The organism is Aurantimonas endophytica, assembly GCF_014196845.1.
Taxonomy (GTDB): Bacteria; Pseudomonadota; Alphaproteobacteria; order Rhizobiales; family Rhizobiaceae; genus Aurantimonas; species Aurantimonas endophytica.
In genome coordinates, this window is record NZ_JACIEM010000001.1 from 1,419,745 (window position 1) to 1,435,735 (window position 15,991).

Below are 15,991 nucleotides of genomic sequence, written 5' to 3' on the forward strand. Positions count from 1 at the left end.
GATGAACTGACCGGCGATTATAGGGGCGGCAGGGCCGCCGGCCAGCCGCCCGCACCCCCGACTTTCGGCGCAGGCGACCGGAAGCGGCCGGCCGCCCCCTGCGCGAAGTCAGCGCGTCAGGCGCTTGTAGGTCGGGCGCTTCGGGTTGACCGATTCCGGTCCGAGACGGCGGATCTTGTCCTGCTCGTAATCCTCGAAGTTCCCCTCGAACCACTCGACATGGCTGTCGCCCTCGAAGGCGAGGATGTGCGTCGCCAGCCGGTCGAGGAACATGCGGTCATGGCTGATCACCACGGCGCAGCCGGCATATTCCTCCAGCGCGTCCTCGAGCGCGGTCAGCGTCTCGGTGTCGAGGTCGTTGGTCGGCTCGTCGAGCAGAATGACGTTGGCGCCGGACTTCAGCATCTTCGCCAGATGCACGCGGTTGCGCTGGCCGCCGGAGAGCGTGCCGACCTTCTGCTGCTGGTCCGGGCCCTTGAAGTTGAAGTTGCCGACATAGGCCCGGGAGTTCATCTCGTATTTGCCGAGCTTCATGATGTCGACGCCGCCGGAGATCTCCTCCCAGACGTTCTTCGAGCCGTCGAGATGGTCGCGGCTCTGGTCGACATAGCCGAGATCGACCGTCTCGCCGATCTCGATCTTGCCGGAATCCGGCTTCTCCTGTCCGGTGATCATCTTGAACAGCGTCGACTTGCCGGCGCCGTTCGGCCCGATGATGCCGACGATGCCGCCGGCCGGCAGCTTGAAGGAGAGGTTCTCGATCAGCACCTGGTCGCCGAAGCTCTTCGACAGGTTCTCGACCTCGATGACCCGGTTGCCGAGCCGCTCGCCCGTCGGGATGACGATCCGGCCGTCCGCCGGCTTGCGGTTCTCGGCAGCCTCGACCAGCTCGTTATAGGCCTTGATGCGCGCCTTGGACTTGGTCTGCCGCGCCTTCGCGCCCTGCTGGATCCACTCGCGCTCCCTTGTGAGCGCGCGCATGCGGGCGTCGTCCTCGCGCCCTTCCTGCTGCATGCGCTTGGCCTTCTTCTCCAGATAGACCGAGTAGTTGCCCTCGTACGGAACGCCGCGGCCGCGATCGAGCTCGAGGATCCAGCCGGTGACGTTGTCGAGGAAGTAGCGGTCATGGGTGACCATCAGCACCGAGCCCTCGTATTCGCGCAGGTGCTTCTCGAGCCAGAGGATGGTCTCGGCGTCGAGATGGTTGGTCGGCTCGTCGAGCAGCAGGATGTCGGGCTTGGACAAAAGCAGCTTGCAGAGTGCGACGCGCCGCTTCTCGCCGCCGGAAAGCGCGACGACATTGGCATCCTTCGGCGGGCAGCCGAGCGCGTCCATCGCCATCTCGACCTGGTTCTCGAGGTCCCAGAGATTCTGTGCGTCGATGACGTCCTGGAGCTTCGCCCCCTCCTCCGCGGTCTCGTCGGAGTAGTTCATCATCAGTTCGTTGTAGCGCTCGAGGATCGCCTGCTTGTCGGCGACCCCTTCCATGACGTTCTCGAACACCGTCTTGGTCTCGTCGAGATGCGGCTCCTGCGGCAGGTAGCCGACCTTGGCCCCTTCGGCGGCCCAGGCCTCGCCGGTGAACTCCTTGTCCGTCCCCGCCATGATCCGCAGCAGCGTCGACTTGCCGGAGCCGTTGGGGCCGAGAATGCCGATCTTGGCGTCCGGGTAGAACGACAGATGGATGTTCTCGAGAACCTTCTTGTTGCCATAGGCCTTGGTCAGGCCGGACATGTGATAGATGAACTGGCGTGCCATGGCGCGCGGTCGCTCCGTGTCGGAATGATGGAAAGTTGCGCCGTACGTAAGCCATCGGCGGCCGCGGGGCAACGGCGGCACGATCGCAGGATCACTGAGGGAAACACGAATGCTGACAGTCTGGGGACGCCGCACCTCGTCGAACGTGCAGCTGGTGATGTGGTGCATCGCCGAGCTGGGGCTGCAGGCCCGGCGCCACGATGTCGGCCACCGATACGGCGGCAACGACACGCCGGAATTCCTGGCGATGAACCCCAATGGCCTCGTGCCGGTCCTCAAGGACGGAGACGACGCGCCGCTGTTCGAATCCGCCGTCATCACGCGCTATCTCGCCAGCCGCTATGGCGACGCACCTTTCTGGCCGGCCGATCTGTCGGAACGCGCCCAGGTCGACAAGTGGGGCGAGTGGGCACGGGTGAACATCTGGCAGAACTTCAACGGCCCGGTGTTCTGGCGGATCGTCCGCGTGCCGGAAGCCGACCGCGACCAGCGCTCCATCGCCGCCGCTGTCGAGACGCTCAAGCCCAAATTCGACATCGCCGAGGCGCGCATCGCCGAGCACGGCTTCCTCGCCGGCCCGGACTTCACCCTCGCCGATTTGCAGTTCGGCTACCTGCTCTACCGCTATTTCGACCTGCCCATCGCGCGCCCCTCGCACCCCGCGATCGAGCGCTACTATGCCGCCCTCGTCGAGCGGCCCGCTTTTCGCGAGCACGTCATGGTCTCTTACGAGGAACTCCGGTCGAACTGAGGCCCCGCCAGAACCGCCGGACTATGTTCCCTCTCATGCCAAAGGGCATCGAAACACGCGACACGCGTCTGCCTGGCCAGCCGTTTCCGGCCGCACTAAGGGACCGCCCAGGACGTAGCGGTATTATTTTTGATAGTCTTGATGCTTTGATGATGCAGACAATGGATTTGCGGAGGGTGCGACCCTCATTTAACGGAAGAGAGTTTTTGGCAGAATTTCATTGGATGACTGTAATTATCTCCCTCCTTAGTGGCGGCGCAGTAGGATCCATAATCACTGCAGCTGTCGGATCATGGCGTAACCGAGTACAGCCGGTATCATATCTACTCGAAATAAAACCGATATTCGACGGGAACGTAGGATTTCCGGACAGTTCCGCTGAATTGTCTATACCTATAGATGGAGAGGTTTTTTCCTTTAAAAATCTACATGTAGTTGATATTCAAATCTCCAATACCGGGAACAACGACAGGTCATCCTTTTCATGGGGAATTACCCTCCCCTCTGGATGTCAAGCTGTCTCCGGCAGCATTGAGACGCCAGACCGCCATCACACTTCAAATTGGGTGAGCCTCCCTTCTCCATTGAACGCTTTACAGGAAGTCGATTTATCCCTTTCACCATTCAACAGAGGCGATGGATATCGCGTAAAGCTCTACGTTACCTTTGAAGGCGATCACGCGGTAGAAGATCCAATAATTGGAACGGCCGAGCCTGTGCGGTTCATTAGAGCGAATAACCGAGAGATACTTTTAGAACTAATGGCAAGTGCGGCTTATGGAGGGCGTATAACCCTAGAAGCCATTATGTCATCCCTAAGGACGATGTTCCGATAAGCAATCAACATAATCGTTGCCGAACGTCTCCTACCTTCTCATCCCTAGCCGACCGCCTGCCGCGCTTTGGCCTCGAGCCGCGCGCCCAGCGTCTCGATGTCGTCGCCCTCGGCCTTGGGGATGATCCGGTACGCGGCGTTGACGAAGCAGAACAGCGCGAAGCCCAGCAGGCCGACACAGACCGCCGCGACCAGTACCTGCCCGTACGGCTGCCCTGTCAGCCAGTCGAACGCCCCGTCGAGCCCGCCCGCCTCGTCCGGATTGGCACGCCAGGCGGCGTAGAGAAACAGTCCGCCGATGATCGCGATGATCGCGCCCTGGGCCGCGAGCCCTGCCTTCAGCATGAAGTTCCACTGCTCGGTGAAGTGGTTGGCGCGCAGTTCCTCGCGGTACTTTTCCTTCCAGGCCTTGTGGACGTAGTAGCCACCGGCGCCGAGAATGATCAGGCCCACGACGCCGACGATCCAGCGGCCGGCCGGCCATCCCATGACGGTCGCCACCGCATCGGTGATCGTCGATTCGCTGTCGCCGCCGCCTCCGCCGCCGGCGAACAGCAGCGTGAAGGCCGAAAAGCCGATCGCCAGATGGACGAGACCTGTGACCAGCATGCCCGCCCGCGCCACCAGCCCTTTGGTCTCGGTGCCGTAATCCTCGAGGTCATAATAGGCGTCGATCAGGCGCCAGATCGCATAGGCCACCATGCCGAGGAAGATCAGGAACAGCACGATCATCCCCCAGCCGGTGTTCTCCAGCTGCTCCAGCGCCGAGGACGTCCCCTGCGCCTGCCCGCCCAGCCAGATCGCGTAGAGCGAGAAGCCCGCGACCACGAGATAGACCAGACCGCGCCCGGCATAGCCGGCGCGCATGATCGGGATGGACCAGGAGAAATCGGTTGAGGGCATGCTGAACTCCGCGAATTGACTCCTTCGTCAATCGCCGGGGCCATGCATCGTTCCCGCGCGTGCACCTCGGGCGGCTTCCGCCGGCGCGGCCCGCCGGGGCACGGCATGGACCCCGCCGGCCCCGCCGCTACTGCAGCCCGACCGCGTCGACCACGCCGCCGGGACAGCCCCCGTCGGTCGTCGGCGCCGCCAGGATCAATTCGGCGATGTCCGCTTCCGGGTCGATCTCGCCCGCCAGCCCGACCGTCAGCTCGACGACGATGCGCCGCCCGCCGTCATTGGCGCAGGCCACCCGCACCCGTTCGCCCGCGCCTTCCCCGAACGCATCGTCGAAGGCGGCACGGATCTCGGCCTGCGTGACCTCCTCGCCGATCCGATCGGCAAACAGCGTCCGCACCGCGGAGCCGTTCACCGCCGACATGACGATCAGCGAGTCGGCGAAATATTCCTCCGCGTCGGTGCCGTAGCAGGTGCCGTGCTTGATCCATTCGTGCCGTTCCAGCGCCGAGCGCGTCCCCGGCATCGCCTCGTCGAGCGCCGCCTGCGTCTCGGACGAAAGCTCCACGGGTGCCAGCTCGCTCCAGCGCCCGGCCCGGTCGTCGGCCCTGTCCTCGGCGGAGACCTCGCAATATTCGACGCCGCGCGGCTGCGGCCAGAGCCCGTGCAGCGAGAAATGCGTCGTGTCGAAGCGACCCTCGGTCTGCTCGGCGCATTCGGGCTTGGACGGCCGCGTCTCGCAGAAGGCCGGCTGCCAGCTGATGGCGATCACCAGATCCGGATGCGCCCCGCCGGCCGTCTGGCCACCGCCCGCGACCGGCCCCGTGTCGCCGCCTTGCGTGCTTCCGGCGCTGCCGTCGCTCGGCGCGACCATTTCCACCCAGTCGCCGCAGCCCTTGGCGATCCAGCGCCGCGACGGTTCGGCGCCCGGCACCTCGATGAGATAATGCGTGCCATTCGCCCGGTTCTCGCCGATCAGCCGATAGGCGCGCTCCACGACGAGGCTGACATTCCCGGGATTGGCCTCGCTGCGGATCGCCGGCGTCGCCGCACACGTGGACCGGGCCACGACGAAACCGTCCAGCGGCACCTGCGCCCGCACCTGCCCGGACGGCAGGATAAGGCCGACACACGCCAACAGGAGAAGACTTCGTTTCATCCCGGCACCCCTGGCGTCAATTATTTCAGACGATATACATCGAAAATACTACATCCGCCTGGAATTGGCGAGCCACCGCACATGACATTCAGGTGAAACGTGTCGGCTTTGCTTGCCCGAGGCTGGCGGCCTGGCCTTCGGACTCGACGCGGCCGCAGCCGATCGCCACCCAGCGCAGGGGCGGCTCCGCACCCGGGATCTCGATGAGATAATGCGTCGCCGGCGCAGCGGTCCGCGCCACCAGCCGGTATTCGCGCCCGGGCTCCGTGGCGACAGCACCCGGATTGTCGACGGTTCCGATCTCGGGCAGCGACGGGCAGCGCGCCTCGGCGATGAAGCGGCCGGTGACCGGCACGTTGGCGAATGCCGGCCCGCCGAGGAGGACGATGGCGCCAAGAAACATGGGGGTGAGAATTCGCATCCCCCGCGCTAGCAAGGCGATGGGGCAGGAGCAAGGACGCCGGACCGATCCGGCGGCCGACCTGCCGCCGCGCCGCGACCCACCATCCCGCGCTACGCCCTGTCTCGCCAGCCGCCCGGCTCTATCTCCGCCGCCAGCAATGGCGTACCGGCGAGGCTGATGTTCGACGACCAGTTCACTATCGACAGCCGCTCCGGCGCCGCCGTGCACGTCTACAGCCGCAAGGCGGTCGGCGCACCGCGCGGCATCGTCCTGATCTTCCATGGCCTCGCCGAACATGCCGGCCGCTACGCACGGTTGGCCGGCGAACTCGCCGATGCCGGCTATCACGTCTTCGCCCACGACCATCGCGGCCACGGCTCCACCGTCGCCGCCGATGCCGTCCTCCGTCGCTTCGCCCGCAAGGGCGGCGCCGAGAAGGTGATGCTCGACTGCCGGGCGGTGCATGCCGAAGCCATCGCCCGTTGTCCCGGCCTGCCGGTCGCGGTCTTCGGCCATTCGATGGGCGGCATCATCGCCATGAACTATGCCCAGCGCCATGGCGGCGATCTCGCCGCCCTCGCCGTCTGGAATGCCGACCTCTCGACCGGCCTGGAGGAGCGCGTTGGCCGCGCCGCGCTGAAGGTCGAGAAGGCGCTGAAGGGCTCCGACGTGCCGAGCCGGCTCATCCAGCGTGCGACCTTCGAGGCCTGGGGCAAGGCGATTGAGCCGCGGCGCACGATGTTCGACTGGCTGTCCCACGATCCGCTGGCGGTGGACGCCTATATCGCCGACCCGCTCTGCGGCTTCTCGCCCAGCATCTCGATGATGGAGGACGTCCTGTCACTGATGTTCCAGGGCGGCTCGGAAGCCGGCCTGTCGATGCTGCCGGGCGGCCTGCCCGTCCACCTCCTCGCCGGAACCGGCGATCCGGCGACCGGCTACGGCGAGGCGGCACGCCAGCTGGCCGGCCGGCTACGGCTTGCCGGCAGCCACGACGTCACGGTCGACATCGCAGACGGTGCCCGCCACGAGACGCTGCACGAGATCGAGCCATGGCGAGGCGCGGCGGTCACGAGCCTCCTCGCCTGGCTGCACGCGAAGCTGCCCGGTTGAATCGGCGACGTTGAAACCGGCAATGCGCCGCTGCAGATTATCGGTAGTCTCGGGAGGGGACGATGAACGAGCTGATCGAGCCGGACCTTTTGTCGGCCGCCTTTACCCAGGCGTCGCGGCTGTTGGTGGCGGCAATCCTGACCGGCGCCATCGGATTCGAGCGCGAGCGCAACGAGCATGATGCCGGGCTGCGCACGCACATGCTGGTCGGCATCGGCGCCTGCGTCTTCACGCTGCTGATGGTGCAGCTGATCCACCGCTTCGAGGGTGACGACATCCGTTCCGACCCGATCCGGATCGTCGAGGCGATCACCGCCGGCGTCGCCTTCCTTGCCGCCGGCGCGATCATCCAGGCGCGCGGTCAGGTCAGGGGGCTGACCACCGGCGCGTCGCTCTGGCTGGCCGGCGCGGTCGGGCTTGCCTGCGGCCTCGGCGAGTACGTCCTGGCGATCATCGCCGTTGTGATGACCCTGATCATCCTGCGTCTGGTGAAGTTGCTGGAGTGACGGCCACGTTACCCTCGTCGAGCAGCGCCTCCGGAGCCGGCGGGCCGATGAACAGCGACGCGTCCGGCTCCGCCTGCACCATCCGGTAGGTCGAAAGGTCGTCCTCGGTCAGCACGTAGAGCTCTTCCGGCGGCGTCTGCATCGCCTTGATCCATACCGCCGGATCGACGCCCATCTCGACCAGCAATTCCTGGCAGCGCGCGATCGTCGCCTGGATCTCCGAGATCGAGGCGCCCACGTCCCGCAGTTCCGGCATGCCGGGAATGTCGACGGCATAGACCTGGTGCACGCCGACCCAGGCGTCCGTCCCGGCTGCCCGCGTCACCCCGCCGGCCAGAACCAGCGGGCATGCCGAGGCGCAATAGCCGTCGTCGGGCACCGAGGTGGAAAGCCGCAGCCGCCTGATCTCGCGCGCCATCTCGATCGCGTCGTCGACAGAGCCGCCCGGCGAATGCAGATGCACGGTCGACCCGGCTCTGATGCCCTGCTCGGCAAGAAATTCCGTCAGCTGCGCGCCGGTGCCGATCTCGATCCGTCCGATCGCCGTTACCGCGCCGCCCGGCGCCGCGACGAAACGCATCGGCTCGGCCATCGCCTCGCCGCCCACCGGCCCGTCATAGCCCGGCAGCGTCGGCTCGCCGCGATCCGGCCCGACCGGGATCGTGCGCGGCAGATAGGGCCGGACCTGGTCGCCCGGCTCCGGCCGCTGCAACGGCAGCGGCTCGGTCCGCATCGTCCGTTCGACATCTGCTGTCGCTGCCGCCAGGTCGCGATAGTCGAGATAGACGATCGCCGCCGAGACGGCGAGCAACGACACGAATACGCCGCGCAGCACCGCCCCCTCGGGCAGCCGGTTCACAAGGCGCTCGAAGCGCCCGGGCGGGGTCTCCGAACCGATCATCGCGCGATGCTACCGGACCACCGTCTTCGGAAACGGCGTCGGCCCGGCCGGGTCGTTGCGCTGGACGATGCCGTCGCCGTCGGCCACCGCCGCGACGAGGTCCCGCTCGTCCTCGACGTCCATCGCGCGCAGGCGCTTCTGGATGCGCAGCGCCCGCAGCAATTCCGCAGCGCTCATGTCCTGCGTCTCGAACTCGCCAGTATCCTCGCCGTCCTCGCGCCTGATCGCGTCCTGGACGATGCAGAGGATGAAGATCAGCACCGCCGGCAACAGGTCGATCGAGATCGCCCCGGCCCAGGACGGCAGGAAGTCGCGGGCATAGCGGATGACCGCTTCCGGTGCCGACAGCGGCGTGAAGCGCAATGCCTCGACCACCGGCCGCGCCAGGATCTCGTCCGCGGCGCCGGCGAGCGCCGCGCTCTGCGCCTGCACCGCCGCCTCGACGCGCCCGACGACTTCGCTCTGCCGCGTCCTGAGATCGGCGTCGGCGCCGTCGGCGATCGGCGCGATGAAGGTCCGGCCGAGATCTTCCGCGGCGCGGCGCACGGCGGGTGCCACCGACGTCTGCTGCAGCGCCGTGATCAGCCCGGACAGCGCCACCGCCTGCTCAGAGTAGCTGTTGGAGCGCTCGGCGATGGGCCCCTGCGAGGAGACCAGCTGGCGCATCGCGCCGAGCCGCACGCCGCCTTCGTCGAACAGCGCCGACACTTCCGTGCGCGAGGCTTCGATCTCGCCCTGCAGGCCGGTGAGCTGGTTCGACATCTGCCGCAGATACTGCACCACCGTGCCGGAGCCCGACGTACCGGTCAGCGCGCCGGACTGCGCCTCCTGGTCGGAGAGCCGCGCGAAGCGCTGCGAAGCCAGCTGGATGTCCGGCAAAAGGCTCTGCGCCGCCAGCGCGTTCTCGTGCGCCTCGTTGAGCTTCTGCTGGTACTCCTCGGTGGTCACCGCCAGATGCTGCTCGATCGCTGCCGAGCCGGCCAGCGCCGCGGCATTCAGCCAGGACGACATGGCGATGATCATCGCCGAGCCGATGGCCATGGCGAGATAGAGCATCGCCCGGCTGCGCGGCTGGCGGACATGCGGCATGAACCGCATCAGAAACGACCAGAAGGCGTAGATCGCGACCGAGACGGCAGAGGAATAGATCACCGCGCCGAGAAACACCGTCGTGGCGGTGCCGTTCAGCAGCTCGCGAACCCCAAGATAGGTGTAGACGCCGCTCGCCAGCGCCAGCACGGCCAGCGTGACCTTGGTGGTCAGGTCAAGCCGGGTCTGCTGCCCGCGCAACGTGTAGGAATGCGATGCGCCCATCGTGCCTGGTCCTCCTGCCTTGCCAATTGCCGGGACCGGCTCCGATCCAACCTCATCGTTAATCAGAGATTAAGGCGGCCGGGGGGCTCGGGTAAGACGGTAACCAGGCGAAACCGCCGGGGACCCCGACTTTGGTCTAAGAGGGTTAACGGTCAGCCTGGCGAACCCGCCAGATTGCTCCCTGAGCGACCAGAATGCCTGAAATCCAGGCAGAAAATCGGACCTGCCGCCTAGCGATGCATTGAGCGCATGGCTGACATGTTGAAACGCGGCTGGCTTCGCAACTGCGAACGAATATGTTCATCAGCAGTCGAACGCGAGCAGCACCTCCTCCCGCTGTTTCGCCCGACTGTTTCCTCCCAAGGGGTTTGTTTTCCTCCCGAAAACCCCCTTTCTAATTCAAGCCGGGTTCGCAAGAGCCCGGCTTTTTTTTGCCCGGATGCAGGCTCCGGCAGCAGAAATCGGCGGACGCCTGGCGCCCGCCGATTTGGTTGATCAGTCGAGGCTGGCGCAGAAGCGCTGGATGCGCGAGCAGGCTTCCTCCAGCAGCGCCTCGGACGTCGCGTATGAGATCCGGAAGTTCGGGCCGAGGCCGAAGGCCGAGCCGTGCACCACCGCGACGCCCTCGGCTTCCAGCAGCGCACCGACGAAGTCCTCGTCCGTCTCGATCACCTTGCCGGCCTTGGTCTTCTTGCCGATCAGCCCGCGGCAGGATGGATAGACGTAGAACGCCCCCTCCGGCGACGGGCACTCGATGCCGCGCGCCTGGTTCAGCATCGACACGACGAGGTCGCGGCGTCCCTCGAAGATCGTGCGGTTGGTGGCGATGAAGTCCTGCGGCCCGTTCAGCGCCTCGACCGCCGCCCATTGCGCGATCGAGCAGGCGCCGGAGGTCTGCTGGCCCTGGATCATGTCCATCGCCTTGATCAGCGCCACCGGCCCGGCGGCATAGCCGATCCGCCAGCCGGTCATCGCATAGGCCTTGGAGACGCCGTTCATCGTCAGCGTCCGCTCGTAGAGCCCCGGCTCCACCTCGGCGGGCGTGGTGAAGGTGAAGTCGCCGTAGACGAGGTGCTCGTACATGTCGTCGGTCAGCACCCAGACATGCGGATGACGCATCAGCACGTCGGTCAGCGCCTTCAACTCGGCCCGCGAATAGGCGGCACCCGACGGGTTCGACGGCGAGTTGAACAGGAACCACTTGGTCTTCGGCGTGATCGCCGCGTCCAGCGCCTCCGGCGTCAGCTTGAAGCCGGTCTCGATGGCCGTGTCGACGAACACCGGCGTGCCGCCGCAGATCGCCACCATTTCCGGATAGCTCACCCAGTACGGCGCCGGGATGACCACCTCGTCGCCGGGGTTCAGCGTCGCCATGAAGGCGTTGAACAGGATCTGCTTGCCGCCGGTGCCAACGATCGTCTGCTCCGGCTTGTAGTCGAGATTGTTCTCGCGCTTGAACTTCGTCGCGATAGCCTGGCGGAGCTCCGGAATGCCCGAGACCGGCGTGTACTTGGTCTCGCCGCGCCGGATCGCGTCGATCGCGGCTTCCTTGATGTTGTCGGGCGTGTCGAAATCCGGCTCGCCGGCACCGAGTCCGATGACGTCGCGGCCGGCGGCTTTCAGCTCGCGCGCCTTCTGGGTGACGGCGATGGTCGCGGACGGCTTGACGCGGTCGAGGGCGGCGGCAAGAAATGCCATGGGTCTGAAACTCCGGTTCTGCTTTGGGGTGCCCAGGGGAGCCAAAAAGGCGCGCGGACCCTAGGCGCAGACGGGTTCGGGTGCAAGGCGGGCGAGCGCCTGGTGTGGGCCGGGCCGCCGCGCTCCGCCTCGCCCGGATTTGGGCCGGAGGCCTACCGGATCGGGGCTGCGTTCGCGGCCCGTTCGCCTCGATCACCGTCGCCGATGGCAGGCGTCAGCAGAATGAATTGGTCGCAGCCTCGATCCTCGCCGAATCTGGCGCGCTGCAGCGCTCGGAGAGCTCATGATCACCATCCACGGCATGGCCGATTCCGGCAATTGCTACAAGCCGCGGCTCTTGATGGCGTTGCTCGGCCGCCCGTTCCGCCACCGGGAAGTCAGCTGGCTCGACGGCGGGACCGCGTCGGAGACGTTCCGGCGGAAAACCCCGATCGGCAAGGTGCCACTGCTCGAGACCGAAGACGGGCGCTTCCTGCCCGAGTCGAACGCCATCCTCTTTTATCTCGGCGAGGGCACGAAGTTCGTTCCCGCGGAGGCGTTCGAGCGGGCGCGGATGCTCGCCTGGATGTTCTTCGAGCAGTACAGCCACGAGCCCAGCGTCGCCGTGCGCCGCTCGCTGCTCATCTATCCGGAAATGGCCGATGTCGCGACGCCGGAGCGGCTGGCCGCGACGCTCGCCGGCGGCCACAAGGCGCTGGGGGTGATGGAGGAGCGGCTGGCGGATGACGACTGGCTGGTCGGCAACCACCCGAGCCTCGCCGACATCGCCCTCTATGCCTATACGCATGTCGCGGACCAAGGCGGCTTCGACCTCGCCGCCTATCCGGGCATACGCGCCTGGCTGCAAAGGGTCGCGGCGCTGGACAACTACCGGCCGCGGACCTGGCTTCCGGACGCCTGAGCGTCCGGGGAAGCGGCGCCCCGGCCCGAAGGCCGCGCGCCGCCCCCTGGTTCGCTCGGCAGCTTACTCGGCCGCGAAAACCACGCCGCAGGCGATGCGGTCGCCGGCGTCGCCAGCCGGCTGCGACGTGTAGTCGTCCGCCCCGTCATGCACGACGATCGACGTCCCGTCGGCATCATTCAGCGGCGCCTCGCCGCCCGTCATCGTCACCATCGGATTGAAGGTCTGGAACTGGGCCGTTCCGCCGGTCGCCGTGAAGTTCGGCATGTCGCCGGCATGCGGGCCGTTCTCGGCCATGTAGCCGTGCTCCTTGTCGGTCGGGTTGTAGTGCCCGCCCGCCGAGCTGAAGTCGCCTTCGCACAGGCCCGTCTCGTGCAGGTGGAAGCTGCGCTCGCCGTCGCCGAGGCCGGAAAGGTCGGCGGCCAGCAGCAGCCCATGCGGCGTCGGCGTCACGGTGACGGTACCGGCCGAGCCGCCGTCGACATTCTTCATCTCGACCGTCACCGGCTCCATCCCGTCCGCCGTCTGGGCAGCCGCGCCCTCGGTCGGGGCCGCCGTCGGGGTGGGCGCGTCCGCCGGAGCAGGCGTCGCGTCCTGCGCGAAGGCCGGGGCCGCGAACAGGAGGGCGGTCGCAAGGCTTGTGGTGGCGAAGAGTTTCATGGTGGTCTCCCGGTTAAGTCAGCGGAGAAGCCTCGAGGCCGCACCGCGCAATTGCTGTATTCGCAACGGGAGGCGGACTCGATCGTTCCCCGTGGCAGGGCGTCGCAGCCCGTATAGCAGGAGAACATCACCATGGCCTCGCCGCTCGAAACCCTTTGGACCCGCCTCGCCGGCCCGGCCGACCAGGGGCCCGTCGATTTCGCCCATCTGCAGCGCCGCAGCGTCCCCAACGATGCGCTGGCCGCCTCTCCCGGCGCGGCGAGCGGCAAGGTCGACCTCGCCCTGCCGGTCTATGCCGACGCGCCCGATGCCCTGCTTCGCCGCCTTGACGCCTATGTCGCGGGCGACGGGAACATCGAGCGCGTCGACGACCGGGCGAACCCGACCTATCGGCGCTACGTCGTCCGCACCAGGCTGCTGCGCTTTCCCGACACGGTGGATGCCGAGGCCCTCCCTGCCGAAGGCGGCGGGGCGCTGTTGCGGCTCTACGCCCGCTCGCAGCTCGGCAAGGGCGATTTCGGCGCCAACGCCAAGCGCCTCGCAAGATGGGCGGCGGGCCTCGCCGGGATCTGACCGGCGCCACCCCGCGAAGGATCGGTGACGGCACGCACGCGACAGGTCGCGGCCAGCTTGGCCCCCGGTGATCGCGGCTCCGCCTTGCCGCGGCTTTCGCCGGGAAGGCTCAGAACATGCCGTTCGGATTCGCTGAATCGGCGGGCATCACCTGCAGCACGTCCCAGTGCTCGACGATCTTGCCTTCCGCATCGAGCCGGAAAATGTCGATCGCGGCGTAGTCGTCGCTGCCGGGCCAGTGCTGGAGGCAATGCAGGACGACGAGATCGCCCTCGGCGATCACTCGCCTCACCTCGACGCGCTTGCCGGGATAGTCCCTCGCCATGCGCTCGAAATAGTCGATGAACCCCTGCCTGCCGGTCGCCACATGCGGGTTGTGCTGGATGTAGTCGGCCCCGGCATAGCGCGCGATCGCCTCGCGCGGCCGGCATTCGTTGAACATCAACTCGTAGAAGGCGACCACGTTCGCCTTGTTGCGTTCCAGATCGGACATCTCGTCTTCTACAATCGTCCATCGAGAGCTGCGCGATATTCCAAACGTACGTGCTGCGGCATGAAGGGCCGGTCAAGACCGGCGATCGGTTGCCGCCAGCGTCCCTCCCGGCAGCATCGAACCCGGTCGGGCCTTCGCGTCCCCGAAAATAAAACGCGCCGCCATGGGAATGAACGAGATCGGCCGGCGTCTTGTTTTCGAGACCGTGCTTCGAGGACCCCCGATCCCATGTTGAAGATGCTCTTCCTGACCCTTGCCTGCGTATCGCTCTCCCGAGCCGAGGCGCAAGAGGCGCCTGCCCACCATCACTCGGCGATGGCGCCGGCCACGTCCGTCGGTTCGCATTATGCCGAAGCCGTCGCCGAGGCGATGGAGACGATGCATGCCGGCATGATGTCCGCCCCGGTGACGGGCGCTCCCGAGCACGACTTCCTGTCGCAGATGATCCCGCATCATCAGGGCGCGATCGACATGGCGAAGGCCGTGCTCGGCTCGACCGAGGATCCCGCGATCCGCAACCTCGCCCAATCCATCATCACCGAGCAGACCTACGAGATCGACCTCATGCGCTCGATGCTCGCCGCATCCGCCGAAAAGGCCGCACCCGTCCAGGAGAAACCATGACCCGCACCGCCATCCTCGCCGCCGCGCTTCTTGTCTCGACCTCGGCCTTCGCGCTGCCGGCCGCCTCCGACCGCGTCTACACCGCCGACCAGAATTCCAACACGGTCTCGGTCATCGACCCCGTCGCGAACAGGCTGCTCGGCCAGATCCGGCTCGGCAATCCGCGTCCGGACGTTCTGAGCCCCCTCTACAAGGGCGAGGTCAACGTGCACGGGCTCGGCTTCTCACCGGATCACACGACGCTGGTTGCCGTCTCCACGGTGACGAACTCGGTGACCTTCATCGACACCGCGACCAACACCGTGAAGGGCACGACCTATGTCGGGCGCAATCCGCACGAAGCTTTCTTCACGCCCGATGGCAGGGAAGTCTGGGCGACGGTCCGCGGCGAGGACTACCTCTCGGTGATCGATGCCACGACCTTCAGGGAAACGGGCCGCATCCCCACGACGAGCGGCCCCGGCATGACCAAGTTCTCCGGCGACGGCAAGCTGGCCTTCGTCGCCAACTCCTTCAATCCGGTGCTCGAGGTGTTCGACGTCGCGAGCCACGATCTCGTCAAACGGATCCCTGTTGTCTCGCCCTTCGTGCCCTTCGTGCAGGTGAGCCCGGACGGGCGCGACGTCTGGCTGACGCACAAGGACGTCGGCAAGGTCACGCGAATCGATGCCAAAACGCTCGAGGTGAAGGAAGTCTTCGACAGCGGGCCGATCTCCAACCACGTCGGCTTCGGCACGGTGAACGGCGAGACGTTGGTTTACGTCACGATCGGCGGCGAAAACGTCGTGAAGGTCTACAAGACGGAACCGAAGGCCGAGCTTGTCGCAACCATCCCTGTCGGTGCCCTTCCACACGGCATCTGGGGATCGCAAGACGGCAGCCGCATCTATGTTGGGCTCGAGAACGGCGACAAGGTCGTCGTGATCGATACGGCGGCGCAGGAGGTGATTGCCGAGATCCCGGTCGGACAGGCGCCACAGGCTCTCGTCTACGTGCCCGGCGCGGTGCCGGAGGGCGAAGGCACGGGCAACCTCATGCCGTTGAAGACCGGACCGGAAAACCTGACCCTCACACTGCGTGCTCCCGACGGCGCGGCCGGCTCGGGCATGGTCGTGTCGCGCAATCTCGGTCTGGTCGACGCGGTCGACGTCAGCGTCGCCAGGCTGAAGCCGATGACCGAATACGGCCTGTTCTTCGACGGCCGGGACGAGCCTGTCGTGGTGCTGAAGACCAACGACAGGGGCGCCGGCATGGCATCGAGCATCGGCCCGGTCCGCAGCATCGCCGCGCCGACGGAGTCGGTTCCGGGGAAACCGCCGCGGCTCGTCCTGCTCGAGGGCTCGCAGATGAGCGCGTCCCCGGCTCTGACCAGTCGCTGAGGCGGGTTTGGGGCAAATGGCGT

At 66.5% G+C, this 15,991-nt stretch carries 17 protein-coding genes; 8 read left to right on the top strand and 9 right to left on the bottom strand.

All coding sequences use genetic code 11. The features are described 5' to 3' along the window. Nucleotides 1-108 precede the first annotated feature (108 nt). Nucleotides 109-1,758, bottom strand: coding sequence for an energy-dependent translational throttle protein EttA (gene ettA, locus GGR03_RS06930; RefSeq protein WP_183206800.1), 1,650 nt, complete (start codon nucleotides 1,756-1,758; stop codon nucleotides 109-111). Between the two features lie 109 nt (nucleotides 1,759-1,867). Here ettA and GGR03_RS06935 point away from each other — a divergent pair, with 109 nt between their 5' ends. Continuing rightward, nucleotides 1,868-2,509: a glutathione S-transferase family protein gene (locus GGR03_RS06935; protein WP_183206801.1), complete on the top strand. Its 642-nt coding sequence runs from the start codon at nucleotides 1,868-1,870 to the stop codon at nucleotides 2,507-2,509. Between the two features lie 149 nt (nucleotides 2,510-2,658). Then, nucleotides 2,659-3,345: a hypothetical protein gene (locus GGR03_RS06940; RefSeq protein WP_183206802.1), complete on the top strand. Its 687-nt coding sequence runs from the start codon at nucleotides 2,659-2,661 to the stop codon at nucleotides 3,343-3,345. Between the two features lie 44 nt (nucleotides 3,346-3,389). Here GGR03_RS06940 and GGR03_RS06945 read toward each other — a convergent pair whose 3' ends face one another. From GGR03_RS06945 to GGR03_RS06955, 3 genes are all read right to left on the bottom strand, one after another. Further along, complete coding sequence (locus GGR03_RS06945; RefSeq protein WP_183206803.1) at nucleotides 3,390-4,247, bottom strand: DUF1206 domain-containing protein; 858 nt, start codon at nucleotides 4,245-4,247, stop codon at nucleotides 3,390-3,392. A 127-nt stretch (nucleotides 4,248-4,374) separates the two neighbouring features. Further along, nucleotides 4,375-5,403 (bottom strand): ribonuclease T2 family protein, encoded by a 1,029-nt coding sequence (locus tag GGR03_RS06950; protein ID WP_183206804.1) that lies wholly within the window; start codon nucleotides 5,401-5,403, stop codon nucleotides 4,375-4,377. Nucleotides 5,404-5,491: 88 nt separating this feature from the next. Further along, nucleotides 5,492-5,806 (bottom strand): hypothetical protein, encoded by a 315-nt coding sequence (locus GGR03_RS06955; RefSeq protein ID WP_183206805.1) that lies wholly within the window; start codon nucleotides 5,804-5,806, stop codon nucleotides 5,492-5,494. A 177-nt stretch (nucleotides 5,807-5,983) separates the two neighbouring features. On the opposite strand from GGR03_RS06955, the gene GGR03_RS06960 reads away from it, so the two are divergent. Both GGR03_RS06960 and GGR03_RS06965 read left to right on the top strand, forming a co-directional pair. Beyond that, nucleotides 5,984-6,919 (top strand): alpha/beta fold hydrolase, encoded by a 936-nt coding sequence (locus GGR03_RS06960; protein ID WP_183206806.1) that lies wholly within the window; start codon nucleotides 5,984-5,986, stop codon nucleotides 6,917-6,919. Nucleotides 6,920-6,981: 62 nt separating this feature from the next. Next, nucleotides 6,982-7,425 carry an MgtC/SapB family protein gene (locus GGR03_RS06965; protein ID WP_183206807.1) on the top strand — a complete coding sequence of 148 codons (444 nt, stop codon included), beginning with the start codon at nucleotides 6,982-6,984 and terminating at the stop codon, nucleotides 7,423-7,425. Here the strand turns inward: GGR03_RS06965 and GGR03_RS06970 are convergent. From GGR03_RS06970 to GGR03_RS06980, 3 genes are all read right to left on the bottom strand, one after another. Next, nucleotides 7,394-8,326 (bottom strand): COG3904 family protein, encoded by a 933-nt coding sequence (locus GGR03_RS06970; RefSeq protein WP_183206808.1) that lies wholly within the window; start codon nucleotides 8,324-8,326, stop codon nucleotides 7,394-7,396. The two genes, GGR03_RS06965 and GGR03_RS06970, sit on opposite strands and share 32 nt — an antisense overlap. A gap of 9 nt (nucleotides 8,327-8,335) precedes the next feature. Further along, nucleotides 8,336-9,640 carry a hypothetical protein gene (locus GGR03_RS06975; RefSeq protein ID WP_183206809.1) on the bottom strand — a complete coding sequence of 435 codons (1,305 nt, stop codon included), beginning with the start codon at nucleotides 9,638-9,640 and terminating at the stop codon, nucleotides 8,336-8,338. 495 nt (nucleotides 9,641-10,135) lie between these two features. Further along, nucleotides 10,136-11,338 (bottom strand): pyridoxal phosphate-dependent aminotransferase, encoded by a 1,203-nt coding sequence (locus tag GGR03_RS06980; protein ID WP_183206810.1) that lies wholly within the window; start codon nucleotides 11,336-11,338, stop codon nucleotides 10,136-10,138. A 283-nt stretch (nucleotides 11,339-11,621) separates the two neighbouring features. Between GGR03_RS06980 and GGR03_RS06985 the strand changes: the two genes are divergently transcribed. After that, nucleotides 11,622-12,239: a glutathione S-transferase family protein gene (locus GGR03_RS06985; protein WP_183206811.1), complete on the top strand. Its 618-nt coding sequence runs from the start codon at nucleotides 11,622-11,624 to the stop codon at nucleotides 12,237-12,239. A gap of 63 nt (nucleotides 12,240-12,302) precedes the next feature. Here GGR03_RS06985 and GGR03_RS06990 read toward each other — a convergent pair whose 3' ends face one another. Continuing rightward, complete coding sequence (locus GGR03_RS06990) at nucleotides 12,303-12,899, bottom strand: superoxide dismutase family protein (RefSeq protein ID WP_183206812.1); 597 nt, start codon at nucleotides 12,897-12,899, stop codon at nucleotides 12,303-12,305. Nucleotides 12,900-13,031: 132 nt separating this feature from the next. Between GGR03_RS06990 and GGR03_RS06995 the strand changes: the two genes are divergently transcribed. Beyond that, nucleotides 13,032-13,472 carry a DUF1499 domain-containing protein gene (locus tag GGR03_RS06995; RefSeq protein ID WP_183206813.1) on the top strand — a complete coding sequence of 147 codons (441 nt, stop codon included), beginning with the start codon at nucleotides 13,032-13,034 and terminating at the stop codon, nucleotides 13,470-13,472. A gap of 109 nt (nucleotides 13,473-13,581) precedes the next feature. On the opposite strand, the gene GGR03_RS07000 is transcribed toward GGR03_RS06995, so the two are convergent. Continuing rightward, nucleotides 13,582-13,965, bottom strand: coding sequence for a nuclear transport factor 2 family protein (locus GGR03_RS07000; RefSeq protein ID WP_183206814.1), 384 nt, complete (start codon nucleotides 13,963-13,965; stop codon nucleotides 13,582-13,584). Nucleotides 13,966-14,193: 228 nt separating this feature from the next. Here GGR03_RS07000 and GGR03_RS07005 point away from each other — a divergent pair, with 228 nt between their 5' ends. Further along, entirely contained in the window at nucleotides 14,194-14,589 is a 396-nt protein-coding gene (locus tag GGR03_RS07005) for a DUF305 domain-containing protein (protein ID WP_183206815.1), read from the top strand. Beyond that, complete coding sequence (locus GGR03_RS07010) at nucleotides 14,586-15,968, top strand: YncE family protein (protein ID WP_183206816.1); 1,383 nt, start codon at nucleotides 14,586-14,588, stop codon at nucleotides 15,966-15,968. The genes GGR03_RS07005 and GGR03_RS07010 overlap by 4 nt, the downstream gene beginning before the upstream one ends. The last annotated feature ends 23 nt before the right edge of the window (nucleotides 15,969-15,991 follow it).